Annotated in this window: 18 protein-coding genes; 11 read left to right on the top strand and 7 right to left on the bottom strand. The window is 69.9% G+C overall.

The features are described 5' to 3' along the window. Window positions 1-175: 175 nt before the first annotated feature. Both ACNFOC_RS00665 and ACNFOC_RS00660 read left to right on the top strand, forming a co-directional pair. A complete protein-coding gene (locus ACNFOC_RS00665; protein ID WP_416955454.1) occupies window positions 176-901 on the top strand; it encodes a TetR/AcrR family transcriptional regulator in 726 nt (241 codons plus the stop codon). 60 nt (window positions 902-961) lie between these two features. Then, a complete protein-coding gene (locus ACNFOC_RS00660) occupies window positions 962-1618 on the top strand; it encodes a maleylpyruvate isomerase N-terminal domain-containing protein (protein WP_416955452.1) in 657 nt (218 codons plus the stop codon). Window positions 1619-1686: 68 nt separating this feature from the next. On the opposite strand, the gene ACNFOC_RS00655 is transcribed toward ACNFOC_RS00660, so the two are convergent. Both ACNFOC_RS00655 and ACNFOC_RS00650 read right to left on the bottom strand, forming a co-directional pair. Further along, window positions 1687-3465, bottom strand: coding sequence for an FAD-binding dehydrogenase (locus ACNFOC_RS00655; RefSeq protein ID WP_416955450.1), 1779 nt, complete (start codon window positions 3463-3465; stop codon window positions 1687-1689). Window positions 3466-3643: 178 nt separating this feature from the next. Beyond that, on the bottom strand, window positions 3644-4342 hold the full coding sequence (locus ACNFOC_RS00650) for an SDR family NAD(P)-dependent oxidoreductase (RefSeq protein ID WP_416955448.1): 699 nt from the start codon (window positions 4340-4342) through the stop codon (window positions 3644-3646). 90 nt (window positions 4343-4432) lie between these two features. Here ACNFOC_RS00650 and ACNFOC_RS00645 point away from each other — a divergent pair, with 90 nt between their 5' ends. Then, window positions 4433-5332, top strand: coding sequence for a helix-turn-helix transcriptional regulator (locus ACNFOC_RS00645; protein ID WP_416955447.1), 900 nt, complete (start codon window positions 4433-4435; stop codon window positions 5330-5332). 6 nt (window positions 5333-5338) lie between these two features. On the opposite strand, the gene ACNFOC_RS00640 is transcribed toward ACNFOC_RS00645, so the two are convergent. The 5 genes from ACNFOC_RS00640 to ACNFOC_RS00620 all read right to left on the bottom strand — a co-directional run bounded on the left by ACNFOC_RS00640 (window position 5339) and on the right by ACNFOC_RS00620 (window position 10521). Then, the gene (locus tag ACNFOC_RS00640; RefSeq protein ID WP_416955445.1) at window positions 5339-6262 is read right to left on the bottom strand and encodes an expansin EXLX1 family cellulose-binding protein; all 924 of its coding nucleotides are present in this window, start codon (window positions 6260-6262) and stop codon (window positions 5339-5341) included. A 180-nt stretch (window positions 6263-6442) separates the two neighbouring features. Further along, the gene (locus tag ACNFOC_RS00635) at window positions 6443-7039 is read right to left on the bottom strand and encodes a hypothetical protein (RefSeq protein ID WP_416955443.1); all 597 of its coding nucleotides are present in this window, start codon (window positions 7037-7039) and stop codon (window positions 6443-6445) included. Between the two features lie 43 nt (window positions 7040-7082). Then, window positions 7083-7589, bottom strand: a complete 507-nt coding sequence (locus tag ACNFOC_RS00630) for a hypothetical protein (protein ID WP_416955441.1) — start codon at window positions 7587-7589, stop codon at window positions 7083-7085. A gap of 145 nt (window positions 7590-7734) precedes the next feature. Then, complete coding sequence (locus ACNFOC_RS00625) at window positions 7735-9159, bottom strand: carboxylesterase/lipase family protein (RefSeq protein ID WP_416955439.1); 1425 nt, start codon at window positions 9157-9159, stop codon at window positions 7735-7737. A 75-nt stretch (window positions 9160-9234) separates the two neighbouring features. Continuing rightward, window positions 9235-10521: an MFS transporter gene (locus tag ACNFOC_RS00620; protein WP_416955437.1), complete on the bottom strand. Its 1287-nt coding sequence runs from the start codon at window positions 10519-10521 to the stop codon at window positions 9235-9237. Between the two features lie 139 nt (window positions 10522-10660). On the opposite strand from ACNFOC_RS00620, the gene ACNFOC_RS00615 reads away from it, so the two are divergent. From ACNFOC_RS00615 to ACNFOC_RS00580, 8 genes are all read left to right on the top strand, one after another. After that, the gene (locus ACNFOC_RS00615) at window positions 10661-11914 is read left to right on the top strand and encodes an ROK family transcriptional regulator (RefSeq protein WP_416955435.1); all 1254 of its coding nucleotides are present in this window, start codon (window positions 10661-10663) and stop codon (window positions 11912-11914) included. A 119-nt stretch (window positions 11915-12033) separates the two neighbouring features. Further along, window positions 12034-13041: a LacI family DNA-binding transcriptional regulator gene (locus ACNFOC_RS00610; RefSeq protein WP_416955433.1), complete on the top strand. Its 1008-nt coding sequence runs from the start codon at window positions 12034-12036 to the stop codon at window positions 13039-13041. 256 nt (window positions 13042-13297) lie between these two features. Next, window positions 13298-14632, top strand: a complete 1335-nt coding sequence (locus tag ACNFOC_RS00605) for an ABC transporter substrate-binding protein (RefSeq protein ID WP_416955431.1) — start codon at window positions 13298-13300, stop codon at window positions 14630-14632. 7 nt (window positions 14633-14639) lie between these two features. After that, on the top strand, window positions 14640-15587 hold the full coding sequence (locus tag ACNFOC_RS00600) for a carbohydrate ABC transporter permease (protein WP_416955429.1): 948 nt from the start codon (window positions 14640-14642) through the stop codon (window positions 15585-15587). Window positions 15588-15664: 77 nt separating this feature from the next. Beyond that, window positions 15665-16471, top strand: coding sequence for a carbohydrate ABC transporter permease (locus tag ACNFOC_RS00595; protein WP_416955568.1), 807 nt, complete (start codon window positions 15665-15667; stop codon window positions 16469-16471). A 29-nt stretch (window positions 16472-16500) separates the two neighbouring features. Beyond that, the gene (locus ACNFOC_RS00590) at window positions 16501-19233 is read left to right on the top strand and encodes a glycoside hydrolase family 38 N-terminal domain-containing protein (RefSeq protein ID WP_416955427.1); all 2733 of its coding nucleotides are present in this window, start codon (window positions 16501-16503) and stop codon (window positions 19231-19233) included. A 57-nt stretch (window positions 19234-19290) separates the two neighbouring features. Then, window positions 19291-22272, top strand: a complete 2982-nt coding sequence (locus ACNFOC_RS00585) for a glycoside hydrolase family 2 TIM barrel-domain containing protein (RefSeq protein ID WP_416955425.1) — start codon at window positions 19291-19293, stop codon at window positions 22270-22272. A gap of 142 nt (window positions 22273-22414) precedes the next feature. After that, window positions 22415-23859, top strand: a 1445-nt coding sequence (locus ACNFOC_RS00580; protein WP_416955423.1) for an MOSC domain-containing protein, incomplete at its 3' end; no start/stop codon positions are given.

Below are 23859 nucleotides of genomic sequence, written 5' to 3'. Positions count from 1 at the left end.
CGTTTGATGTCCATACGGTGAAAGCGGCGCGAAACAGCCGGAGTTGACCAACGGGGCACTCTTCGTCGCCGCGCACGACGTTAGTGAGGAGCAAGAAGATTTGGCAGTGTTAGATTTTCCTCACACTTCGCAACATCGGGGCGCACGAGAGGAGTTGGCGTCGTACGGTCGCCGCATGGCCGTCGACGAACGCACCACCGCCCCACCCTCGCTGCGCGAACGGCGCCGGGCCGCCGCCACCCAGGAGATCGTGGACGCGGCCGAGCGCCACCTCACCGAACACGGGCCCGCCGCCCTGTCGTTGCGAGCGGTGGCGCGCAGCCTCGGCATGACCGTGCAGGCGCTCTACCACTACTTCCCGAGCCGGGACGCCCTCGTCACCACGCTCGTCACCAAGGCGTACGACGACCTGGCCGATGCCGTGCAGGCCGCCGTCGACGCCCCCTCGGACGAGGCGGACCTGCCCCGCCTGGTGAGCGCGGCCGAGGGCTACCGCCGATGGGCCATCGCCAACCCCGAGCGCTTCCAACTCCTCTACGGCACACCGCTGCGGGACTACGCGGCGCCCGTCGACGGTCCGACCACCGACGCGACGCGCCGGATGAGCTCGATCTTCGAGCGCGAGATGTTCGCCGAGTTCACCGTGGAGCGACTCGCGGCGGCCGACATCCCCGAACTCTCGCCGTCGCTCCAGGCCTATTTGGAACAGCTGCCGCACTACGGTCAGGGCCGTCTCCCGCCCCCCGCGACGGCTCTCCTGATGAGCGCGTGGGGACATCTGCACGGCCTCGTGGTCCTGGAGGTGTTCGGGCACACCCAATTCCTGGGTGACCACCAGGCCGAGATCTTCCGCCTGTCGATGCGCAACCTGCTGGCGGACATCCACCGCAGGATCCCGTGACACGGTCCGCTCGAGCGCCGTCGCTTGCAGCCCGTGACGACGTCGCACTAGCTTGCCGAGGTGGATCTCTTCTCACGCTCCTGGACGGCGCTGCTCGCGGCGGTGGCAGACCTCGGGGACGCGGACTTCGCTCAGCCGTCGGGCTGTGCCGGGTGGCTGGTGCGGGACCTCGTCTGCCATCTCGTCATCGACGCCCAGGACGTCCTGATCACCCTCGTGACGCCCGCCGACACGGAACCGACCCGCGACGCGGTGACCTACTGGGCCGTCACCCAGACACCGCCCACCGGCGACGACCCGCTCGACGCGCTGATCGTCCGGCTGGCCGCCGCGTACGAGGAGCCCCGGCTGCTCAAGTTCCATCTGGACGACGTCGGTTCGGCCGCGGGCCGCGCCGCCCGGCTCGCCGACCCCGGCCTGCGGGTGAGCACGCAGGCCGAAGTTCTCACCGCGGGCGACTACCTCTCCGCGTACGTCCTGGAGTGGACCCTGCACCACCTCGACCTGGTCGCACACCTCCCGGACGCGGCGGGGCCGTCCGCCGAATCGCTCGCCGGGGCACGGGAGTTGCTGGAGAGGATCGCCGGGGCGGCGTTCCCGTCGTCGTTCTCCGACACGGACGCTCTGCTCGTCGGCACCGGCCGGCGTGCTCCGAGCGACGAGGAGAAGGCTCAACTGGGCTCGCTGGACACCAAGTTGCCGCTCGTCCTGGGATAGCCGCACCCCTCGGCAACTCGGGCCGGGGTGAACCGAGTTGCCGAGGGGCGGAGAACTGCCGTGGCCGGTCAGAGCGCGGCGGCCGCCGCACGTCCCGCCTGGCGGCCGGAGAACAGGCAGCCGCCGAGGAAGGTGCCCTCCATCGAGCGGTAGCCGTGGACTCCCCCGCCGCCGAAGCCGGAGACCTCACCGGCCGCGTACAGACCGGGAATCGGCGCACCGGCGGCGTCCAGGACCCGGCCCGAGAGGTCGGTCTGGAGGCCACCCAGGGTCTTGCGGGTGAGGATGTTCAGCCGGACCGCGATCAGGGGTCCCGCGCCGGCGTCGAGGATCTTGTGGATCGCGGCCGTACGGCTGAGTGAATCCCCGGTGTAGGAAAGGGCGTTGCGGATGCCCATCACCTGGGCGTCCTTCGAGTACGGGTTGTCGATCTCCCGGTCCCGGGCCTCGATCTGCCGTTGGAGATCGGCCAGTTTGATCAGGCCGTCGCCGGTGAGCTTGTTCATGCCGAGGACCAGTTCGGAGAGGGTGGTGGCGGTGACGAAGTCGACCCCGTTCTTCCTGAACTTCTCGATCGGCTCCGGCGTCTGCCAGATGCGCGAGAGAAGCATCAGGATGTCCTTGTTGGTGAGGTCCGGGTTCTGCTCGGACCCGGAGAGCGCGAACTCCTTCGCGATGATCTTGCTCGTGGTGACGAACCACGAGTAGTCGTAGCCGCTCGCGGTGATCGAGCCCAGTGTGTGGAGGGTGTCGTAGCCCGGCATGTCGGGGGCGGAGAACCGCTTGCCGGTGGCGTCGAACCACATCGACGACGGTCCCGGGAGGATGCGGATGCCGTGGTTGGGCCAGATCGGGTCGTAGTTCCTGAGGCCCTCGGTGTAGTGCCACATCCGGTCGGGATTGACGATACGGCCGCCCGCCGACGCGGTGATCCCCAGCATCCGGCCGTCCACGTACGCCGGGACACCGGTGATCATGGTCTTGGGTGCGGTGCCGAGCCGGGCCGGCCAGTTCTGCCGTACGAGATCGTGGTTGGCGCCTATGCCGCCCGAAGTCACGATCACCACGGGGGCGTTGAGTTCGAAGGCGCCCACCACGGTACGGGAGGTGGCCTTGCCGCGCTGTGCGGTGCTGGGTTCGAGGATCGCGCCGCGCACGCCGGTCACGGCACCGTTGGTGCGGACGATCTCGTCGACGCGGTGCCGGAACTTGAAGGTCACCTTGCCGCTCGCGACCCCGGCCCGCACCTGCTTCTCGAACGGCTCGACGACGGCCGGTCCTGTGCCCCAGGTGACGTGGAAGCGGGGCACCGAGTTTCCGTGTCCGTCGGCGAGGCCGCCGCCGCGTTCGGCCCAGCCCACGATCGGGAACCAGCGGATGCCGAGGCCGTAGAGCCACGACCGCTTCTCGTTGGCCGCGAAGTCCACATACGCTTCGGCCCACTTGTGGGCCCAGTAGTCCTGACCGGTCGGATCGTCGATGCCCCGGTCGAAGCCGGCCGTGCCCAGCCAGTCCTGCCACGCCAGTTCCTGGGAGTCCTTGATGCCCATGAGCCGCTGCTCGTCGGAGTCGACCAGGAACAGTCCGCCGAAGGACCAGAACGCCTGGCCGCCGAGGTTGGACTCGGGTTCCTGGTCCAGGAGGAGCACTTTCTTTCCCGCGGCGACCAGTTCGGCGGTCGCGACGAGACCGGCGAGGCCGTGGCCGACGACGATGGCATCGGCGGACGAGGTGCCGGCCGCGAACGCCGGTACCGCGTGGGCCGCGAGGGCGGCGCCGGCGGCGACACCGCCGGCCACGGTCAGGGCTCTTCGTCTGCTGATCGCTGTGGGGGCCGAGTTCTCCATGGGGTGCCTTCCGGATCAGATACGGGAGGTGCGGGAGGTGTGCCCGACACGTGGAACGTGCCGCGACACCTCTGTTGTTACCGCCGGTAGCACCTGAGGAAACCAAGCTGTGTCAGCCGTGTTGCGTGAGTGGGGTTCAGAACGGGGTGAGTGGGGTTCAGATCAGGGTGAGGGAGGTTCAGGACAGGTCGAGCGGGCCGTCGCGGTCGATGAGACGGCCCGAGCCGGCGCCGGGCTCCTCGGTCGCGAGCCGGACGATCGCGTCGGTTCCCTCGGTGACGGTCTGGGGGCCACTGTGGCCGTTGAGGTCGGTCGCCGTGTAGCCGGGATCGGCGGCGTTGACGCGAACGTCCTTGAGCGCCTTGGCGTACTGGGTGGTCAGCATGGTCAGGGCCGCCTTGGACGCGGTGTAGAGCGGCGCGACCACGGAGGACTCGATCCGCGCCGGGTCGTGGGTGATGGCGAGTGAGCCCATGCCGCTGCTGACGTTGATGATCACCGGGTCCGGTGATTGGAGCAGCAAGGGGAGGAACGCGGTGATCGTCCGGACCACGCCGAAGACGTTGACGTCGAAGACGCCGAGCGCGTCCGCGCCGGTCAGGTCGGTGGGATCGCCGTGCGGGCCGTGTACACCGGCGTTGTTGATCAGGACGTCGAGGACGCCTTCGTGTGCGGCGACGTCGGCTGCCGCGGCGGCGACGGAGGCGTCGTCGGTGACGTCGATACGGACGAACCGCGCGCCGAGTGCGGCGGCGGCCGCCGCGCCCCGTTCCTCGTCGCGGGCTCCGACGATCACGGTGTGGCCGAGGGCGAGGAGGCGGCGGGCGGTCTCGTGGCCGAGACCCTTGTTGGCTCCGGTGATGAACGTGGTGGTCATGCGTCGATCGTGCGCGCCGCGCGGGCGCACTGCCAGGGACGCTTCGACCGTAGGAACGGCATTACCAGGACCGGGAGCCGAGAGAGGAGAATGGAGGGCATGGTGACGCACGGAGGAATCGGACTGGGGACGGGACTGGGTGCGACGATCCGTGCCTGGCGGGAGCGGTTGTCCCCGTCGGCCATGGGGCTGCCGTCCGGTCGGGCCCGGCGTGCGACCGGTCTGCGCCGTGAGGAACTCGCCGAACGCGCCGGAGTGTCCGTGGACTATGTGGTGCGCCTGGAGCAGGGGCGTTCCACGGCACCCTCGGCCCAGGTCGTCGCCTCGCTCGCACGTGCCCTCCAGCTGACCGCCGTCGAGCGGGAGCACCTCTACCGCATGGCCGGGCTGGTCCCACCGAACGGCGAGCCGATCCCCGATCACCTGCCGCCGGGGGTGCACCGGGTGCTGAACCGGCTCGGGGACGTGGCCGTCGCCGTGTTCGCCGCCGACTGGCAGCTGATCTGGTGGAACCCCGCGTGGGCGGCGCTGCTCGGCGACCCGTCGACCAGGCCGCCCGAGCGGCGCAACTTCGCTCGCGAGCGGTTCCCGGTCGGTTCCGACGACGGCGTACGTGACATGCGTATCGCCTCGTGGCCGGTGCTGGTGACGGACGGCGACGCCTCGGACCTGGCGATCGTGTCCGACCTGCGCCGCGCCAGCGGTCGCTTCCCGCACGACGTCCGCCTGGCGGAGCTGATCCGTCAACTCACCGCGGGCAACGCGACGTTCGCCCGGCTGTGGGCGAGCGGCACGGTGGCCGCGCACCGCGAGGACCGCAAGACGGTCGTGCATCCCGAGGTCGGGCCCGTGGACGTGGACTGCGATGTCCTGACGGACGGCGATTCCGACCTGAAGATCGTCATCCTGACCGCGGTGCCCGGGAGTTCGGACGAGGCGAAGCTGCGGCGGACGATGGCCGGCGACGGCTCGCGCGCGCCCACCCGTTGAGGCGGGTCAGTGCTTGGCGAACTGGACCCGCGTGGGCTGCGTGACGTTCGCCCGGACCGCGAGTGCGGGGACGGTGAGTTGTTGGCCGTAGATGTCGGTGAGCCTGAGCGCGCCGCCGCAGCCGCTGCCGTCCTCGGAGAGGAAGTAGTTGTAGTCGGTGCGCTCCAGCTGACGCCAGCCGCTGCCCGCGCGAACTTCGAGGCGGGCCAGGGGATTTCGGTGGCCGATCGCCTGGATGCCGCACCAGTAGCGGGTGGAACCGGTCTTGTAGCGGATCGAGATCGTGTCGGAGGTGCTGGGGCTCGCCAGGTTCCAGGTGATCGGGATCCGGCCGGCCGACGGGGCGGCGAGTTTGGCGAAGGCCTGGGCGCTGAGGTCGATCTGGCCGGGTGCGCAGTCCCCGGGGCATTCGTTGGTGATGCGGACCGTGATGCTGGCGCCGTTGGCCGCGTGGACGAGCACGTACGCCCCGCACGCCTTGGACGCCTCGTAGTCCGTGGTGTTCATCGCGCCGGTCATGACGTCGCCGCTCGGGTCGTACAGGCAGGCGCCGCCGCCGTCCGCGTCGTAGAAGGTGGCGACTCCCCGGTAGGTGACACCGGGGCGGATGCGTCCGGCCAACGGAGCGGTGCCGGAGGCCTGTTGGCCGGTCTTCGTGGCCGGTGGCGCGGCCGGGGTGGCGGTCGTGCGGGTGGACGGCGTCGCCGACGGCTTCTTCGATGCGGCGGTCGCCCGCGCTGAGGCGGTCGAACTTCCGCTCGGGGACGGCGACTTGGCCGGACCGGAGCTGGTCGCGGAGGGCTCGGTCACGACGCTTCCCGCCTCGGACTTCACGGCCTCGTCGTCCTTGTGGCCGGGCAGGAGCACCAGGGCCAGGGAGACGACGATGAGTACCGCGGCCGCCGACAGGAACAGCCACCGCTTGGACACCGGACCTCCTAGATGGCCGCCACCCGTCGCTCGGAGTGAGGGAGGCAGCGATCGTGCCAGCCTCGGAGCGAGGACGGCAAGCCCTTTCTCTGGTGGCGTAGTTGGGGACAGGTGTGGCGTCGGCGTGCTCACGGGGTCACTGATGCGTACCGGAGTCGGCCCCTCCGGCCTGAAGACCGGTTACTCGCGTTCGAACCCGTCGGCCCGGCTCCAACGCAGCGTGGTGTCACTCCCGAAGACGACCTGCTTCCCGTCGTCGGAGACGGACGCCCGTTCCCAGCCGTCGAAGTCCTTCGTGACGTTGATGTTCCAGTCGGTCAGGCTGCTGGTGCCGACGGCCGCGATGGACTCGGTCGGCGGTTCACCGTCGTAGCAGTAGGACCCGAAGTCGGCGATCACCGCGACGGTTCCGTTCTTGGCGCTCAGTTCGATGCCCTGGCATGCGTCGGTCTTGGTCCGGTAGATGACCTTCGGTTCGGTCCAGGCCTTCGCCCGGGGGCTGTAGTGCTGCTCGACGAGCCCCTTGCCGCGCAGGTAGTGCAGGGCCACGCGGCGACCGTCGTCGAGTTTCACCACGGCGTTGTACGGGCTGGGGCTGCCGCTCCAGGGGAGGTCGCTCTTCTCCAACTCGGCGGCGTACACAGAGGAATCCGGGGAGGCGCTCGCAGAAGGGGCTGTCGTCGCCGAGTCCTGCTGACCGTCGCACGCCGCCGCCGCGATCATCACCGACACCGCCACCGTCGCCCTGGCCAGCACCTGAATGCCGGGCTTGTGCATGCACGCCTCCCGTTGTCCTACCGCAGCGCAGCTTAAGCGCGATCTAGCTGTTCACGGTGGGCGGTCGGTGGCCCAGCAGGTCCCTCGCGGCCTGGAGTGCGTCCAGCCGGAGAGCCTCGAAGAGCACGGTCCGGTTGTCGTCCTGGCCGGCGAGCGAGATCGCGCAGCGGACGATCGGCTGGAGTGCGTCCGGATAGTCGAGTGCCTCGGCTGCCTCCGTCCAGATCAAATCGGCGCCGGTGACCGGATCGAGGCTGCCGTCGGTGATCTCCTCGGCCAGCCAAAAGGCATGGGCCCATTTCGCGGCCGTAGGGTCTGCCGGTGGTTCGAAGGACAGCCCCAGTTCGTCGAGGACTTGGTCGAAGAGCTCGGGTGCCTCGGGCTCCTCTCTCCGTGCGAGGCCTGCCAGGAGGGGGAGGGACGGGCTGTCGACATCCGCGAGGAGTGCGTCCAGACCCGCCTGAATGAGCCGGTCGGACCCCACGTGGCAACCGAAGGCGCGAGCCCTGGCGAGTCGCCCGAGCTGCGCCTTGGTCTCTTCCTCGGTCATGTCGTCGGCCTCCGTTCACCTGGCAGGAGGCCGATCGTGTCACGGCTGGGAGGCTGTTGCGCCACCGAGTTTTCAGGGTGCCGCCCCCGGCGTCCCGCTGGTCAGGTCGACAGAAGGACATGCCGCCACAGGGCGTCCAGTCGATTCATGGCGTGGTCCAGATACGGCGTTCGGCGCTCAGTGGGTCGTCGAGGGTCTCCGGGACCGCGTCCCAAGTCATCGTCGTACGACGCTTGTTGGTATAGCGGGGCCAGTTCGGGCCCGGGTCCAGGTCGCGGACGAAGGCGACCCACGCGCTGTGGATCGCGTCCGCCAGGGACTGAGGCGGATGCGGGCCCGTCGCGGCCGTGACGCGTTCGGCGTCCAGGAGGTCGAAGGCGAAGGGGATCTCGATGCAGTGGGCGGCGCTGCCCCAGGTGAAGTGGTAGAGCCAGGTGGGGAGTTCGTGGTGGGCGCGGGACTCGGCGAGGGCGAGGGAGGGTCCGCGGAAGATGGCGTCGGTGAGCGCCTGCCCCATGCGTTGCTCAGGGTCCACCCGGTCACTGAGGGCTGCGTACACGGTCACGGCGTCGGGTCCGAGTCCGTGACCGGTCAGCATGGCGCCAACGTCCGCCACCGGTACGGGTGTCGGCGTGGCCCCGGGCGGTGGGTGGAACTCGCGCTGGGTGAAGCCGAGCAGGAGTGGTACGGGGGCGGCGCTGCCGTCGGCGAAGGCGTCGGAGACGGAGAACGGGATCAACTCCCCGTCTGCGAAAGGCGCCAGCGTCAGCCCTGCCTCGGGCGTGGCCAAGGCGTCCTGGAGGGCGAGCAGTTCGTCGCCGGTGAGGTCGCGGAGGGCGGACGCGAGGGCGGGGACGCCGGTGCGTTCGGTCAGGCGGGCCGAGTCGGCGAGGGCGTCGCGGCGGTGCTGGGGTGACTTGACGGCGCCGGACTGGGAGATCACGGCGCGGAAGAGCCCGTGCGCGGAGGGGGTCGCCATCAGGGTCTGTGCGGCGCCGCCGCCCGCCGACTGGCCGGCGATGGTGACCTTTCCGGGGTCTCCGCCGAACGCGTCGATGTTGTCGCGTACCCAGGTCAGCGCGGCGATCCAGTCAAGCACGGCGCGGTTGTCGGGGGCGTCGTCGAGGTGGAGGAAGCCCTCGATGCCGAGCCGGTAGCCGATGGACACGAGGACGATGCCGTCACGGGCGAAGGCGGAACCGTCGTACCAGGGGCTGGCGGCGGATCCGGCGACGTAGCCGCCGCCGTGGATCCAGACGAGGACCGGGAGGTCGGCACCGGGGCTCGGGTCGGGGGTGAAGACGTTGAGGTTGAGTACCCCGTCGCCCGGTATCGACGGCTCGGGGATGGTGGTGGGGCCGTCGAGGACGAAGGGGCGGCGTTGCGCGGTGGGCCCGTACCGGGTGGCGTCGAGGGGTTCGGTCCACGGCTTGGTCGGGACCGGGGCGGCGAAGCGCAGGTCGCCGATGGGGGCCTCGGCATAGGGGATGCCGAGGAAGCGGGCGGTGGTGTGCTGCCACGTCCCGAGGACGGGGCCCAGGGACGTGGCAGCGAGTACGGACTGGGGCACGGAGCAACTTCCTTGTGGAGGTGGGGGGCGGCTCGGAGTAGGGGGGTCGGAGTAAGAGGGTCGATACTCAGTCAGCTATTTGACGCCCTTGATCGGCCGGATGGCCAGTGCGCTGATCAGTACGACGGCCATGGCGAAGGCGAACAGGACGCGGTAGCCCGGGAGTTTGTCGGAACCCGCGGCGAACGAGGTGATGAGCACGGAGGCGATGATCGGTCCCAGCGCCTGCGGGATGTTGGTGGCGATGTTGAGGATGCCCAGGTCCTTGCCGGCCGCCGCGCCCTTGGGTAGGACCTCGGTCATCAGGGCCATGTCCAGCGACATGTACGTACCGAATCCCATGCCGCTGACCAGCGCGTAGGCGTACATCGCGGGCAGGGTGGGGCTGACCAGCGGGATGGCCATGGACAGGGCCAGCAGGACGGACGCGCCGATCACGAAGATCTTGCGGCGGCCGGTGCGGTCGGAGATCTTCGCCGCCGGGATCGCACCGGCGAGGGTGCCGACGAGGGCGAGCACGGACATCAGCTGTTGGGCGCTGTCCACGGCGTCGGCGTCGAGGCCGACGTAGTCCTGGAGGGCGTAGCGCTGATAGGTGGCGACTCCCCAGTAGCCGAGGATGAACGTCATACGGGCCACGAACGCCCAGGCGAAGTCCGGGTGTTGGCGCGGTGAGACCCAGAAGCCGGTGAGGAACTCCCGCCAGGAGAAGGGTTCCGGCGGCTCGGGGCGGGTCCGGTCCCGGTTGAGCAGGACGAACGCGAGCACGACCACCAGGACGATCGCGGCGATCACGCCGTAGCCCAGGCCGAGTTGACCGGCGTAGCGGGCCGCGAGGATCACGCCGAGTGTGGCGCCGAGGTTGGAGCCGAGGCCGACGAAGGCGGAGACGATGCCGAACCGGCGCGGGGCGACGCGGTCGGCCATCACGGCGGTGAGCGGGGCCTGGACGACGTTCAGCAGCACCTGGACGGTGACCCACATCAGCGTGAGCCAGAGCAGGGTGGTGGCGTGCGAGATGGCGAGCAGGGAGAGGGTCGAGCCGACGGCGCCGAACAGCATCCAGGGGGTGCGGCGGCCCAGGCGGCCGCGGGTGCGGTCGGAGATGGCGCCGATGATCGGCTGGGCGAAGAGCGTGACGATCGACGAGGTCATCGTCACCAGCGCGAGGTTCGACTCCTTCGCGGCGGCGTCGAGGTTCTGGATCTGAGCGGGGAGCAGAACCACGACGAGGCCGGCGTAAGCGGTGTAGAGAGCGGCGAATCCCGCGCCCATCGACCACATCAGGACGTTCACCTGGGAGCTGCCCAGGGTGTCGTCCGTTCGGGAGGTGACGGGGGCGGAAGAGGTCGAAGCGGACAAGGACGCCTCCACGGGGACGGACCGGCACCGTTGCCGGTGCCGGGAGTATGGCCACGCCCATTTATTTATTTCAAGAGTCGAAAAAAAATATCTTCGCCACCATGTCCGGATCCCGCCGGGCGGGGGCACAATCGTCGGCATGAACGCCCCCGCCGACTCCGCCGACGTACGACGCCGCAATCTGGCCCTCGTGCTGCGGTACCTCGACGCCCACGGTCCGTGTGCCCGTACCGAGGTCGCGGTCGGCACCGGACTGGTGCACGCCACGGTGACCGCGCTGATGGCGGAGCTCATCGACCGCGGCCTGGTCGCCGAGGCGGGTTCCGTGCCGTCCGCCGGGCGGGGCCGCCCCCGGCGTCTGCTGCGGCTGGTCCCCGAGCGCGTGGTCGTGCTCGCCGCGCAGGTGAGTCTTGAGTCCGTGCACGTCATGGCGGCGGACTTCCAGGGTCACGTCCTGCACCGCGAGTCGGCACCTCACCACGCGCCGTACGGCGATCCGCGCGCGCTGGCCGCGGTCATCGGCTGCGTGGTGCGGTCGGCCGCGACGGCGGTACGGGACGCGACACCGCACGCGCATCTCACCCAACTCGCCGTCGCCATGGCCGGACCGGTCGTCGGGCCCTCCCATCTGGTGGCCGCCGCCATCGACTTCGGCTGGCACAACACCGACCTGCGCGCCCTGGTGGTCGACGAACTACCCGGGCTCGACTGCCCTGTTGACGTGGTGAACGACGCGAACATGGCGGCGCTGGCCGAGTACCACGCCCTCGCGGCCGACGGGGTGGATCATCCCGACACGGTCGCCTATATCAAGGCCGACACCGGCGTGGGCGGCGGGCTGCTCGTCAACGGCCGTGTGCACAGCGGGAGTCACGGCATGGCGGGTGAGATCGGGCATCTGCCGATCGCCCTCGACGGCCCCGACTGCCGTTGTGGGACCCGGGGTTGCCTGGCGACGTACATCGGACCCGAACCCCTCATCCACGCGGCCGGGCTGGACCGCGTCGCCGCGGCGGAGGGGGGCGAAGCGGCGCTGGCCGAGCTGGACCGGCGACTGCGCGCGGGCGACCCGGACGCGGTCGCCGCGCTCGACGCGGCCGGGCACGCGCTGGGCGCCGCCGTCCTCGGCGTGTCCGGTGTCACCGACGCGGGCGAGATCATCCTCGGCGGATACCTCTCCACCTGGGCCTCCTGGATCCTGCCCGGCCTGGACGAACGCCTCGCCCGGCGCCGCGCCCTGGCACCCGACATGCAGCCGTCCATCACCTTCGGCGTCCTCGGTGGCGAGGCGACACTGCGCGGCGCGTTCCAGACCTGTCGCGACGCCCTGCTCGACGATCCCACCAGTGTTCCGGCGACACCCCGGGCTCCGATCGGCGTGCCGTCCGAGTAGCCCGACACCCTCGCCGTCACCCTCGCTGCTTCCGGTCGTGGCTTCGTACGGCCGCCCTCGTACATGCATACTCGGGCTCTGCGCGCGCACCTGCGTTCGCGAGAAGCGGGAGGTGGGCGATGGTGGTGCCGTCGGCAACGGGGACGGAACCCCGGAAAATCACGATCAATGACGTCGCCAAGTCCGCCGGGGTGTCCCGGCAGACGGTGTCACGGGCGCTCAACGACAAGGACGAGATCGACAGCGTCACCAAACAGCGGGTGCTCGACGCCGCTCGCGCGCTCGGCTACCGCCCGAGCCGGTTCGCCCGGGGTCTGGTCCGCCAGGACACGATGACCATCGGGCTGGTGATCCCCGATCTGCTCAACCCGTTCTTCACCGAGGTCGCCGCCGCCGCGCTGGAGGCGGCCAGGACCCGTGGCTGGCAGGTCGTCGTCTACGACACCGGGGACCGCGCGGAGGAGGAACGCGGCACGCTCCAGGTGATCAGTTCACAAGTGGACGCCGTCATCGGCTACTTCAGCTGCCCCGAGAGCGAACTGGAGAAGTCCACGCGCGGCATGCCGGTGGTGCTCATCGGCCGGGAGCAGCGCACGCGGTTCAGCGCGATCCAGATCGACGGCGCGGCCGGGGTCCATGCCGCGGTCGCCCACCTGGTCGCCCGGGGGCACACCCGGATCGGCATGCTGGACCACCACACCCGGGCCGAACCGAGCATCCGGCACGAGTGGTTCACGACGGCCGCGGCGGCCCACGGGATCGACGCCGGCCTGATGGTCCCCGCGGACCAGACGGCCGACGGCGGCGGAGCGGCGCTCAGGGCCCTGCTCGACGACCATCCCGATATCACCGCCGTCTTCACGTTCAACGACATCATCGCGATCGGCGCCCTGCGCGAGGCCCGCCGACTCGGCAGAAGCATCCCGCGGGAGCTGGCGGTGATCGGCTTCGACGGTCTGCAACTCGGGGCACTCGTCGAGCCCCCGCTCACCAGCGTCGCCCTCGACACCCGCCGGCTCGGCGCACTCGCCATCGAGCAGGTCGCGCGACTGCTCTCGGGAGGGGAGGCGCTTGCCGCCGACGACCTGGTCGTACGGGGCGAACTGCGGCTGAGCGGCTCCGCCTGACCCCCACCCGGGCGCATCCGGTCCGAATGTCTTGACACTCCCCCGCGCCGAAGCGCAGACTTCCGAACATTCCAAAACGCATGTCGAGGTCCATCTGCAAGCAGTCCCGTGAGCGCTCACGGGAGCGCTCACGGGACGCTCTTGGACCTCGGGGAAATGGTGTGCCCACGTCCCTTCCACCCAGAAGGCATCCCGCCCTCGGGATCAGCATCGAGCCGCCTAGCACCGCCGCTAGTCGTTGTCTGGAACGGAAACCATGAGCAGCACAAGAACGCGCATCCGCCTCGGCGCCGTCGCCGTGGCCGCCAGTGTCGCCGTACTCGCCGGATGCTCGTCATCCTCGCCGTCGACGAAGACATCCGCAGCCTCCTGCGCACCGGCGAAGGGCAAGGTCACCCTCCAGTACTGGAACACCGTTCCGGGCATGGACAAGGTCGTCGCCCTGTGGAACAAGAAAAACCCGGACATCCAGGTCGAGACGAAGAACATCTCCAACGACCAGTACGGCACTCTCAGCAACGCCCTCAAGGCCGGGAAGGCGCCCGACCTCTCCCAGGTCGGCTACGACGAGTTGCCCAACCTGCGCACCCAGAGCGCGTTCGTGGACGCGTCGGCCTGTTCGGCGGCCACCGCGGCCAAGTCGAAGTTCGTGCCGTGGACCTGGTCGCAGACCAGCTTCGGCGGCACCGGCGTGTTCGCCCTGCCGCAGGACACCGGCCCGATGGCCCTCTACGTACGCAGCGACATCTTCAAGAAGTACGACATCGCGATCCCGAAGACGTGGGACGAGTACGCGGCCGCCGCGGCGAAGCTGCACAAGGCGGACTCCAAGCTCGACATCACGTTCTTCGACCCGAACAACGCCGAGTGGTTCAACGGTCTCCTCTGGCAGAACGACTCGCAGATGTACAGCTACTCCGGCGACAAGTGGCAGGTCACCGTCGCCTCGGACCAGAGCAAGCAGGTCGCCGACTACTGGCAGAAGCTGATCGCCGGCAAGCTCGTGCGCACCGACCTCGCCAACGGTTCGACGCAGATGTACGCCGCGTACCAGAAGGACCAGATCGCCAGTTACGTCGGCGCGGCCTGGGGCTACAGCATGTTCCGCGACAACCTGCCCAAGCAGGCCGGGAAGTGGACGATCGTCCCGATGCCGACGTGGGGCTCGAACGGCGCGTCCGGTGACTGGGGCGGCTCGACCGTCGCGTTCATGAAGGGCAGCAAGCACCTCTACGAGTCGGTCGAGTTCAACACCTGGCTCAACACCGACCCGGAGGCCCTCGCGCTGGAGAACCAGCTGGGCGGCCTCTACCCGGCGGCCAACGCCGGACTCCAACTCCCCGCCCTCTCCAAGGGAGTTCCGTACTACAACAACGAGAAGATCTTCGACGTCTTCGCCGACTCGTCCAAGAAGATCAACACCAGCTTCGCGTGGGGACCCACCCAGAAGACGGTGAACCTCTCGCTCCAGGACGCGATGGCCAAGGCGGCGGCCGGGAACGGCACGCTCTACGACGCGCTGACGACGGCGCAGGCAGCCGCGCTGAAGTCCATGAAGGACCAGGCGATCCCGGCCGCGGCGGGCAAGTGACCGCGCAATGACCGACATCGCAACCCGCGCGACTCGCGTGGTGCAGTCACCCGGGGGCCGTCGCCGTCTCAACGGCGGCGGCCCCCGGGCGGGCACCATCTTCGCGTTCGTGATCCCGTTCTTCCTCCCGTTCGTGCTGTTCTACCTGGTGCCGGTCGGCTACGCGCTGTGGCAGAGCGTCCGCGTCGTCCGCCGCACCGGCGGGCAGTACGGCACCTCGTACACGACCTTCGGCGGCTTCGACCAGTACGAGAAGGTCTTCCAGAACTCCGAGTTCTGGTCCAGCGTCGGGCGCATCGGCCTGTTCGGCATCGTGCAGGTGCCGGTGATGCTGTTCGTCGCCCTGGTCATCGCGCTGCTCCTCGACACTCCCCTGCTGCGGCTCAAGTCGGTCTTCCGCATCACCGCGTTCATGCCGTACGCCGTGCCCGGCGTGATCGCCGCGATCATGTGGTCGTACCTGTACTCGCCCCAACTCAGCCCCGTCGTGGACCTGTTGAACGGCATCGGCCTCCACCCCGACTTCCTCGGCCCGGGTGCCGTGCTGTGGTCGGCGGCGAACATCTCCACGTGGCTGTGGACCGGCTACAACATGCTGATCATGTTCTCGGCGCTCCAGTCGATCCCGCAGGAGCTGTACGAGGCCGCCAAGCTCGACGGCGCCAGCAACTGGGCCATCGCGTGGCAGATCAAGGTCCCGATCATCGCGCCGTCGATCGTCCTCACCACGGTGTTCTCGATCATCGGCACGCTCCAGCTCTACGCCGAGCCGGCCGTGCTGCGGCAGATCTCCTCGAACATCTCCAGCACGTTCACGCCGAACATGCTCGCGTACGCGGTGGCCTCCGGGAACAACTACCAGCAGGCCGCGGCGATCTCCGTGGTCATCGCCGTCATCACCTTCGTCCTGAGCTTCGGGTTCATGCGACTGACGTCGAAGAGGGCCGGCCTGTGAACAACCGATCCACCAGCACCCCTTCAGCGGGCAACCGTTCCGTGAACCGCGAGAGCCAGGTCAGCCGTACGGCCGCGATGGCCCTGATGCTTCTCCTGGCGGTCTACTTCCTGCTGCCGATCTACTTCCTGATCGTCGCCGCCACCAAGCCGCAGGGGGACCTCGCCGCCACCAACGGTCTGACGTTCTCGCACTTCAACCTGTTCGAGAACCTGCGTGTCCTGTTCACCCGCAGCGACGGCATCTTCGGCCGCTGGGCCCTCAACACCGTGATCTACGCGGTGCTGGGCGCGGCCGTGGGAACGCTGATCTCCGCGCTGTGCGGCTACGCGCTCGCCAAGTTCCGCTTCCGGGGCCGGGAGTTCCTGTTCTCGGTCATCCTCGGCGGTGTCCTCGTCCCGACCACCGCGCTGGCGCTCCCGCTGTTCCTGCTGTTCTCGGCGACGGGCATCGTCAACACGTACTTCGCGGTGTTCCTGCCGAGCATCGTCAGCCCGTTCGGCGTCTATCTCGCACGGATCTTCGCCAACGCGGCCGTTCCGCAAGAGCTGTTGGAGTCGGCGCGGCTGGACGGCGCCGGCGAGTTCCGCACGTTCTTCTCGGTGGCGTTCAAGCTGATGACACCGTCGCTGGTGACGATCTTCCTGTTCCAGTTCGTCGCGATCTGGAACAACTTCTTCCTGCCGATGGTGATGCTGCAGAAGGAGTCCCTCTTCCCGATCACGCTCGGCCTGTACGAGTGGAACGGCCAGACCGCCCGCGCCCCGCTCCTCCAGGAGTCGGTGATCACCGGCTCGCTGGTGTCGATCGTGCCCGTGATCATCCTGTTCGTCCTGCTCCAGCGGTTCTGGCGCACCGGACTCGCCGCCGGTTCCCTCAAGTGACCGTCCCCGCACAGAAGGTGTCTTCCGCCATGACCGACTCCGCTGTCTTCGTGCCCCATTTCCACTGGGACCGGGAGTGGTACGAGCCCTTCCAGGTGTTCCGGCACCGGCTCGTCGCCGCCCTCGACACCGTGCTGGAGACGGCGGAGACGGACCCGGACTTCCGGTTCACCGTCGACGGTCAAATGGCCGCGATCGAGGACTACTTGGAGATGCGGCCGGAGAACCGCGAGCGTGTCGCGGCCCTGGTCGGCGAGGGCCGGCTCGCGGTGGGGCCGTGGCTGATCCTGCTCGACGAGTTCCTCTGCTCCGGCGAGACCATCGTCCGTAATCTGCGGATGGGCTGGGCCGCCGCGGCCGAGCTGGGCGGCGCGATGCCGATCGGCTATCTGCCGGACATGTTCGGGCACGTCGCACAGATGCCGCAGATCCTGGCGCGCGCCGGCATCGAGCACGCGGCGCTGTGGCGCGGAGTGCCCGGCTCGGTCGACGGCCACGCCTTCAACTGGCGGGCGCCGGACGGCTCGCAGGTCCGCACCGAGTTCCTCTTCGACGGCTACGACAACGGCCTCGACGTCCTGCTGGTACCCGACCGGATCGGCCGCGCGCTCGGCGACTACGCCGAGATGACGGCCGAACGCTGGGGCGGCGACCCGGTGTTGGCGATGGCCGGCACCGACCACAACGCACCCGACCCCCAACTCGCCTCCTGGCTGAGGCAAGCCGCCGAGGAGGGCCGCGCCATCACCGTCGCCACCCTCGACGAGTACCTCCGCAAGCACATCCGTGACGAGGTGTCCACCGTCGTCACCGGCGAGCTGCGCAGCCATGTCCGCGGCAACATCCTCCCGGGCGTGCTCTCGGTGCGGCTCGGCCTCAAGCAGCGGATGGCCGTCGCGGAGCGGACGATCGACCACGCCGAGCGCATGAACGCCCTGTGGTCGCGGCGCGACGACTCACCGTTCCTCGACCTCGCCTGGCACAAGATCATCGAGTCGACCGCGCACGACTCGGTCGTCGGTTCCGGCACCGACGAGACCTGCGACCAGGTCGCCGCCCGCCTCGCCGAAGCCGCACAGACAGCCCGTGCCGTACGGGACGCGGCGCTCACCGAGCCCGCCGAACTGGTCCCGAGCGACGGTTACTTGGTCGCCAACCCACTGACGTCCGACCGCTCTGCGCTGGTCGAGGTGGACGTCGTGGCTCCACCCGAGGGGACCGCACTGATCGCGACCACGGCCGACGGCTCGACAGCCCCCGTACAACTGATCTCCGAGGCCCCGACCGTCCTCAGCGACGAGCGCATGGACGCCTCGCAGCTCGAACGCGTGCTGCGCCGCATCCACCGCCGCGAGCTCTTCGGCCGCCAGATCGACCACTACGAACTCACCCCCGGCGCCCTCGTGTTCCACCTCGCCGAGGTGCCGACCGCAGGCCCCTTCGACCTGCTGATGCTGCGCCGCGAGGTCGCCGCGGCGGCGGCCGAACACCCGGGTGAGTGGCGGGTGTTGACGCTGGAGGAGGCCCGGGCGACCGCGCTCGTACCCGTCGACGTTCCGGCCTCCGGGCTGGCGTCCTTCCGGGTCGAGCCGAGCGACCGCGCCTCGGTCGCCGTAGCGTCGCACGCGCCTGCCACGGCGACGGACCGTACTCTCTCCAACGGCCTGGTCGAGGTCACGGTCGCCGCCGACGGCACCCTGGATCTGACCGGGCCGGACGGCACCGTGCTGTACGGGGTCGGCCGCCTCGTCGACGGCGGTGACCGGGGTGACAGCTACAACTACGCTCCCCCGGCGCACGACGTCCTGGTGTCGGAGCCGACGGAGATCGCCGTCGAGCCGGTCGAGAACGGCCCGTTGCGCGCACGGCTGAGGGTCACCCGCGTCTACGCGTGGCCGGCAGCACTCTCCGGCGACCGCGATGTGCGCCGTGAACAGACCGTGCCGACGCCGGTGGAGACGCTCGTGGAGGTGCGCGCGGGCGAGCCCTTCGTGCGGGTCTCCACGTCCTTCCTCAACCAGTCCGCCGACCACCGGCTGCGCTTCCACGTGCCGCTGCCCGAACCGGTGACGGCGTCCGCGTCCGCCGGTCAATTCGCCGTCACCGAGCGGGGGTTGACCGCCGAGGGCGGCTGGGGCGAGTTTCCGCTCCCGACCTTCCCGGCCGGTTCGTTCGTGTCGGCCGGTGCCGCCACCGTCCTGCTCGACCACTCCAGCGAGTACGAACTCGTCGGCGACGGCTCCGAACTCGCGATCACGCTGCTGCGCGCGATCGGCTCCATCAGCGTCAACATCCACCCCCTGCGCGACGAACCGGCGGCGAGCGAGATCCCCGTACCGGGTGCGCAGGACCTCGGGATGCGGATCGAGAACCGGTTCGCCGTCATCCCCTCGGCGACCGGCTGGCGCGGCGCCAACGCGGTCGCTCTCGCCGAGGAGTTCCGCAACGACGTACTGGTCACTCGCGGGACTGCGCCCTCGGGGCATCAACTGCCGCCCGCTACAGCCGGGTTGCGGGTCGACGGCGAAGACGTCCTTGTCTCGGCCGTCCGCCGTGTCACCGACACCGAGCACGGCTCCGGCACCGAGGTGCGGCTGACCGCGATGAGCGACAGAGCGGCGACGACGGTCCGTGTGACGGGATCGTTCGGCGAGGCCGCCACGGTCGATCTGCTGGGCCGGACGATCTCCCGCACCCAGGTCCAGGACGCCCTCGAACTCGTCCTCGGCCCGTGGGAGATCCACACCGTCGTGCTCCGATAGGCCGCCATGATCGAATGCAATGACCCTGTTCTGCTCTCACGAAAGAGTTGTGACCTCGTGCTCCCCGAGTTCTCCCCGCATGTTTCCGACCTCGCACCCGGGCGTGGCGCCCTGCGCCCGGCGCGCTCGTGGCTGCACTCCGACGCGAAGTCCCTCTCCCTGAACGGGTCCTGGCGTTTCCGTCTGTCCCCCACGGCGTCGGCGGCGGAGGACTTCGCGGCCGACGGCTTCGACGACCACTCCTGGGACAGCATCCCCGTGCCCGCCCACTGGGTACTGGAAGGCGACGGCGCCTACGGCCGACCGATCTACACGAACATCCAGTTCCCGTTCCCGATCGACCCGCCGTACGTCCCGGACGAGAACCCCACCGGTGACTACCGCCGCACCTTCGACGTCCCCGCAGACTGGTCGGACGCCGAGCGGGTCGTCCTGCGCTTCGACGGCGTCGAGTCGCTGTTCCGCGTGTGGGTCAACGGCGTCGGGATCGGCGGCGCGAGCGGCAGCCGGCTCGCCCACGAATTCGATGTGACGTCCGCCGTACGCCCTGGTGAGAACGTCGTCGCCGTGCGGGTGCACCAGTGGTCGGCGGCCAGTTACGTCGAGGACCAGGACCAGTGGTGGCTGCCGGGCATCTTCCGCGACGTGACCCTGACCGCCCGTCCGGCCGGGGGCGTCGAGGACGTCTGGCTGCGGACCGGCTTCGACGGCGGGCGCGGGCGGGTCGAGGCCGAGGTCGTCGCCGACGCCGCGGCGTTCCCGGTCACCCTGCGCATTCCCGAACTCGGTGTCGAGCAGGTCTGGGCGACGCCGGACGACGTGGCGCCCGTAGACATCGCCGAAGTGGAGCCGTGGTCGGCCGAGTTGCCCCGCCTGTACGACGCCACGGTGTCGACGGCCGCGGAGACCGTCTCCCTGCGGGTGGGTTTCCGTACGGTCGAGATCCGCGGGGACCAGTTCCTGGTGAACGGGCGCCGCGTCGTGTTCCACGGGGTGAACCGGCACGAGACCCACCCCGAGCGCGGCCGGGTCTTCAATGAGGAGCACGCGCGCGAGGACCTGGCGCTGATGAAGCGGTTCAACGTGAACGCGATCCGCACCAGCCATTACCCGCCGCACCCCCGGCTGCTCGACCTCGCCGACGAACTCGGGTTCTGGGTGATCCTGGAATGCGATCTGGAGACGCACGGCTTCGACAAGGTCGGCTGGGTCGGCAACCCCAGTGACGACCCGGCCTGGCGCGAGGCCTACCTGGACCGGATCGAGCGCACGGTCGAGCGGGACAAGAACCACCCCAGCATCGTGATCTGGTCGCTCGGCAACGAGGCGGGCACCGGCAGCAACCTCGCCGCCATGTCGGCGTGGGTCCATGCCCGCGACGCCGAGCGCCCCGTCCACTACGAGGGCGACCACACCGGCGAGTACACCGACGTCTACTCGCGCATGTACGCGTCCGTGCTGGAGACCGAGCAGATCGGCACCGACGACTCACGCGCCCCGCTGCTCAACTGCACGCCCTCGCAGGGCGCCCGGCAGCGCACCCGGCCGTTCCTGCTGTGCGAGTACGCGCACGCGATGGGCAACGGGCCGGGCGCGTTCGACCAGTACGAGGCGCTGGTGCACCAACATCCGCGCCTGCACGGCGGGTTCGTCTGGGAGTGGCGCGACCACGGCATCCTGTCGAGGACCCCGGACGGGACGCCGTACTACGCGTACGGCGGCGACTTCGGAGAGGTTATCCATGACGGCAACTTCGTGATGGACGGCATGGTGTTGAGCGACGACGTGCCGACTCCGAGCCTCCACGAGTTCAAGGCCGTCGTGGCGCCGGTGCGGTTCGCCTTCGACGGCGACAAGGTCGCGATCACCAATCTCCGGCATACGACCGACACGTCCGATCTGCGCTTCCGCTGGCGGGTCGAGCACGACGGACTGCCCGTGGAATCAGGCGAGTTGGAGGTCCCGTCCGTCGCGGCGGGCGACTCGGGCCGGGTGTCGCTGCCGGCGATCCCGGTGTCACCGGACGCCGAGACCTGGCTGACGGTCGACGCGGTGTTGGCGGCCGGAACCCCTTGGGCGCCCGAGGGTCATGTCGTCGCGACCGCCCAGCTGGACCGATCGGTTCGCCGTCCCGTTCCCGCCGGCCGTGGCCGCTTCGACTGGCAGTCCAGCGACGGGACACTCACGCTCGGCGTCGCCGAGTTCGTCGGCGGATCTCTCGTCAGGCTGGGCGAACGCGCCGTGGCGGGGCCGCGGTTGGAGCTGTTCCGCGCGCCGACCGACAACGACAAGGGCGCGTGGGGCGAGGTCGACGAGAGTGACGCGAGCGTCTCCGGGGTGTCCAACGCCGAGCTGTGGCTCCGTGACGGCCTCGACCGGCTGACCTCGCGCCGGGTCTCCGTGGAGCAGACCGCGGACGCGCTGCGGACGGTCGACAAGGTGGCGGCCGCCGACTCCGGTCTGTCGGTGCTGGTGGAGTCCGTCTGGTCACGGGAGGGCGACGGCGAGGTGGAGCTGCGGGTGGAGATCCTGCCCTCGCGCGGCTGGCGGACGGTGTGGCCGCGGATCGGGGTGCGTTTCGACCTGCCCGACGGCACGACTCCCGTCGACGGCGCGGAGTGGTTCGGCCTCGGCCCGCTGGAGTCCTACCCCGACAGCCTGCGCGCCGCCCGCACCGGCCGTTTCTCCGCCACTGTCCGTGACCTCTCCGTCGACTACGCGCGACCTCAGGAGACCGGACACCGCTCCGAACTCCGCCGGCTGGCCCTGACCAGCGGCGACACCGAAGTGCTGCGCGTCGAGGCGCTCCCGGACACGCACGGTCGCCGCCCCGGTTTCACACTCAGCCGTCACACCCCGCAGGAGATCGCCAAGGCCGGACACCCCTTCGAGCTGCCGGAATCGACGACGAGCCGTCTGTTCGTCGACGCCGCCCAGCACGGGCTCGGCTCCCGGGCCTGCGGTCCGGACGTGTGGCCCGAGTTCGCGCTGCGCCCCGAGGCCCGCACGATCAGGCTCCGGATCACGGCACCGAACTAGCCGGTACATCCAGTTCGGCACATACAGGGTGCGGTCTCGCACGGCGGAGGCCGCACCCTCAGTATGGGAGGAGACGACTGCCGTCTCGGGGCCCCGGCCGGCGCGATCGAACCCGGTCGTCCCCGTGGGAAGGAGCGCTCCGATGCCCACCCTCCTGTCGGTGAATGTCGGTATGCCGAAGGACGTTCCCTGGCAGGGCAAGAACGTCTACACGGGTGTGTGGAAGTACCCGGTGGTCGGTCCGGCGATGGTCCGCCGGCTCAACATCGACGGCGACGGCCAGGGCGACACCGCGGGTCACGGCGGTGAGCAGCGGGCCGTGCTCGTCTACCAGATCCAGTCGTACCGGCACTGGCAGCGGCACTTCGGCCGCGACGACCTCGGCTACGGCCAGTTCGGCGAGAACCTCACCGTGGACGGTCTACTCGACGACGAGGTGTGCATCGGCGACCGGTACCGCATCGGCGAGGCCGAGTTCGAGGTCACCCAGCCGCGTGTCACCTGCTACCGCGTCGGTATGCGCTTCGGCGAACCCGAGCTGGCCGCGCTGCTGGTGAGCCATCACCGGCCCGGGTTCTACATGCGGGTCGTGCGGGAGGGGCGGGTGCAGGCCGGCGACCGGATCGTACGGACCAGGACCGGTCCGGGCGCGCTGAGCGTCGCCGACACCGACGCGCTGCTCTACCTCCCCGGACGCGACCCGGCCAAACTGCGGCTCGCCCTGGACGTGCCCGCGCTGAGCCCCGGCTGGCAGGGGTCGTTCCGTGAGCTGCTCGCCGCGGCCGACGGTTCGGCGACCGCCGCCGCCCGCCCGGCCTGGGACGGTTTCCGCGCGCTGCGGGTGACGGACGTGGTCCCCGAGAGCACGACGGTCACCTCGATCCGGCTCACCGCCCCGGACGACGCCCCGCTCCCGGCCGCCCGCGCGGGCCAGTACCTGACCCTGCGCATCCCCGCCACGACCGGTCCCGCCCCGGTGCGCAGCTACTCGCTGTCCGCGGCACCCGACGCCGGCAGCTACCGGATCAGCGTCAAACACGAGCCCCACGGCACCGCGAGCGGCTACCTGACCACGCGGCTACGACCGGGCACCGTCCTCGAAGTCGCCGCGCCCCGTGGGGAGTTCGTGTACGACGAGGGCAGCGGACCGGTGCTCCTCGTCTCCGCCGGCATCGGTCTCACGCCGGTGCTGTCCATGCTGCACGAGCTCGCCGAGCAGGGCAGCAAGCGTGAGGTGTGGTGGATCCACGGTGCCCGCGGTCCCCGGGAACACCCCCTCGCGGCCGAGGCACACGACCTGCTCACCTCGCTGCCGTACGCGCACGAGCACGTGTTCTACAGCGCGGCCACACCCGAGGAACGGCAGCGCGCCCACGCCTCCCCGGGACGCCTCACGAAGGACGGGCTGCTCGCGCTGTCGGTCCCGGCCGACGCGACCGCCTACATCTGCGGTCCCGCGCCCTTCATGACCGACATGCGGCAGGCCCTCACCGAGGCGGGCATCGACCCCGCGCACATCCGCACCGATGCCGACTTCCAGGCGAACGGCATCCTCGCCCTCGCCAAGAAGGCCAAGGCACCCGGTCT

Source organism: Streptomyces colwelliae (genome assembly GCF_048158785.1).
In the GTDB taxonomy this organism is placed as follows: domain Bacteria; phylum Actinomycetota; class Actinomycetes; order Streptomycetales; family Streptomycetaceae; genus Streptomyces.
This window is presented reverse-complemented; position numbering and strand designations above follow the sequence as displayed.

Bases quoted from the DNA above. Each gene is read 5' to 3' on its own strand.
- ACNFOC_RS00665 (WP_416955454.1), top strand. From the start codon at position 176: ATGGCCGTCGACGAACGCACCACCGCCCCACCCTCGCTGCGCGAACGG.
- ACNFOC_RS00655 (WP_416955450.1), bottom strand. From the start codon at position 3,465: ATGGAGAACTCGGCCCCCACAGCGATCAGCAGACGAAGAGCCCTGACC.
- ACNFOC_RS00650 (WP_416955448.1), bottom strand. From the start codon at position 4,342: ATGACCACCACGTTCATCACCGGAGCCAACAAGGGTCTCGGCCACGAG.
- ACNFOC_RS00645 (WP_416955447.1), top strand. From the start codon at position 4,433: ATGGAGGGCATGGTGACGCACGGAGGAATCGGACTGGGGACGGGACTG.
- ACNFOC_RS00635 (WP_416955443.1), bottom strand. From the start codon at position 7,039: ATGCACAAGCCCGGCATTCAGGTGCTGGCCAGGGCGACGGTGGCGGTG.
- ACNFOC_RS00630 (WP_416955441.1), bottom strand. From the start codon at position 7,589: ATGACCGAGGAAGAGACCAAGGCGCAGCTCGGGCGACTCGCCAGGGCT.
- ACNFOC_RS00615 (WP_416955435.1), top strand. From the start codon at position 10,661: ATGAACGCCCCCGCCGACTCCGCCGACGTACGACGCCGCAATCTGGCC.
- ACNFOC_RS00610 (WP_416955433.1), top strand. From the start codon at position 12,034: ATGGTGGTGCCGTCGGCAACGGGGACGGAACCCCGGAAAATCACGATC.
- ACNFOC_RS00605 (WP_416955431.1), top strand. From the start codon at position 13,298: ATGAGCAGCACAAGAACGCGCATCCGCCTCGGCGCCGTCGCCGTGGCC.
- ACNFOC_RS00600 (WP_416955429.1), top strand. From the start codon at position 14,640: ATGACCGACATCGCAACCCGCGCGACTCGCGTGGTGCAGTCACCCGGG.
- ACNFOC_RS00595 (WP_416955568.1), top strand. From the start codon at position 15,665: ATGGCCCTGATGCTTCTCCTGGCGGTCTACTTCCTGCTGCCGATCTAC.
- ACNFOC_RS00590 (WP_416955427.1), top strand. From the start codon at position 16,501: ATGACCGACTCCGCTGTCTTCGTGCCCCATTTCCACTGGGACCGGGAG.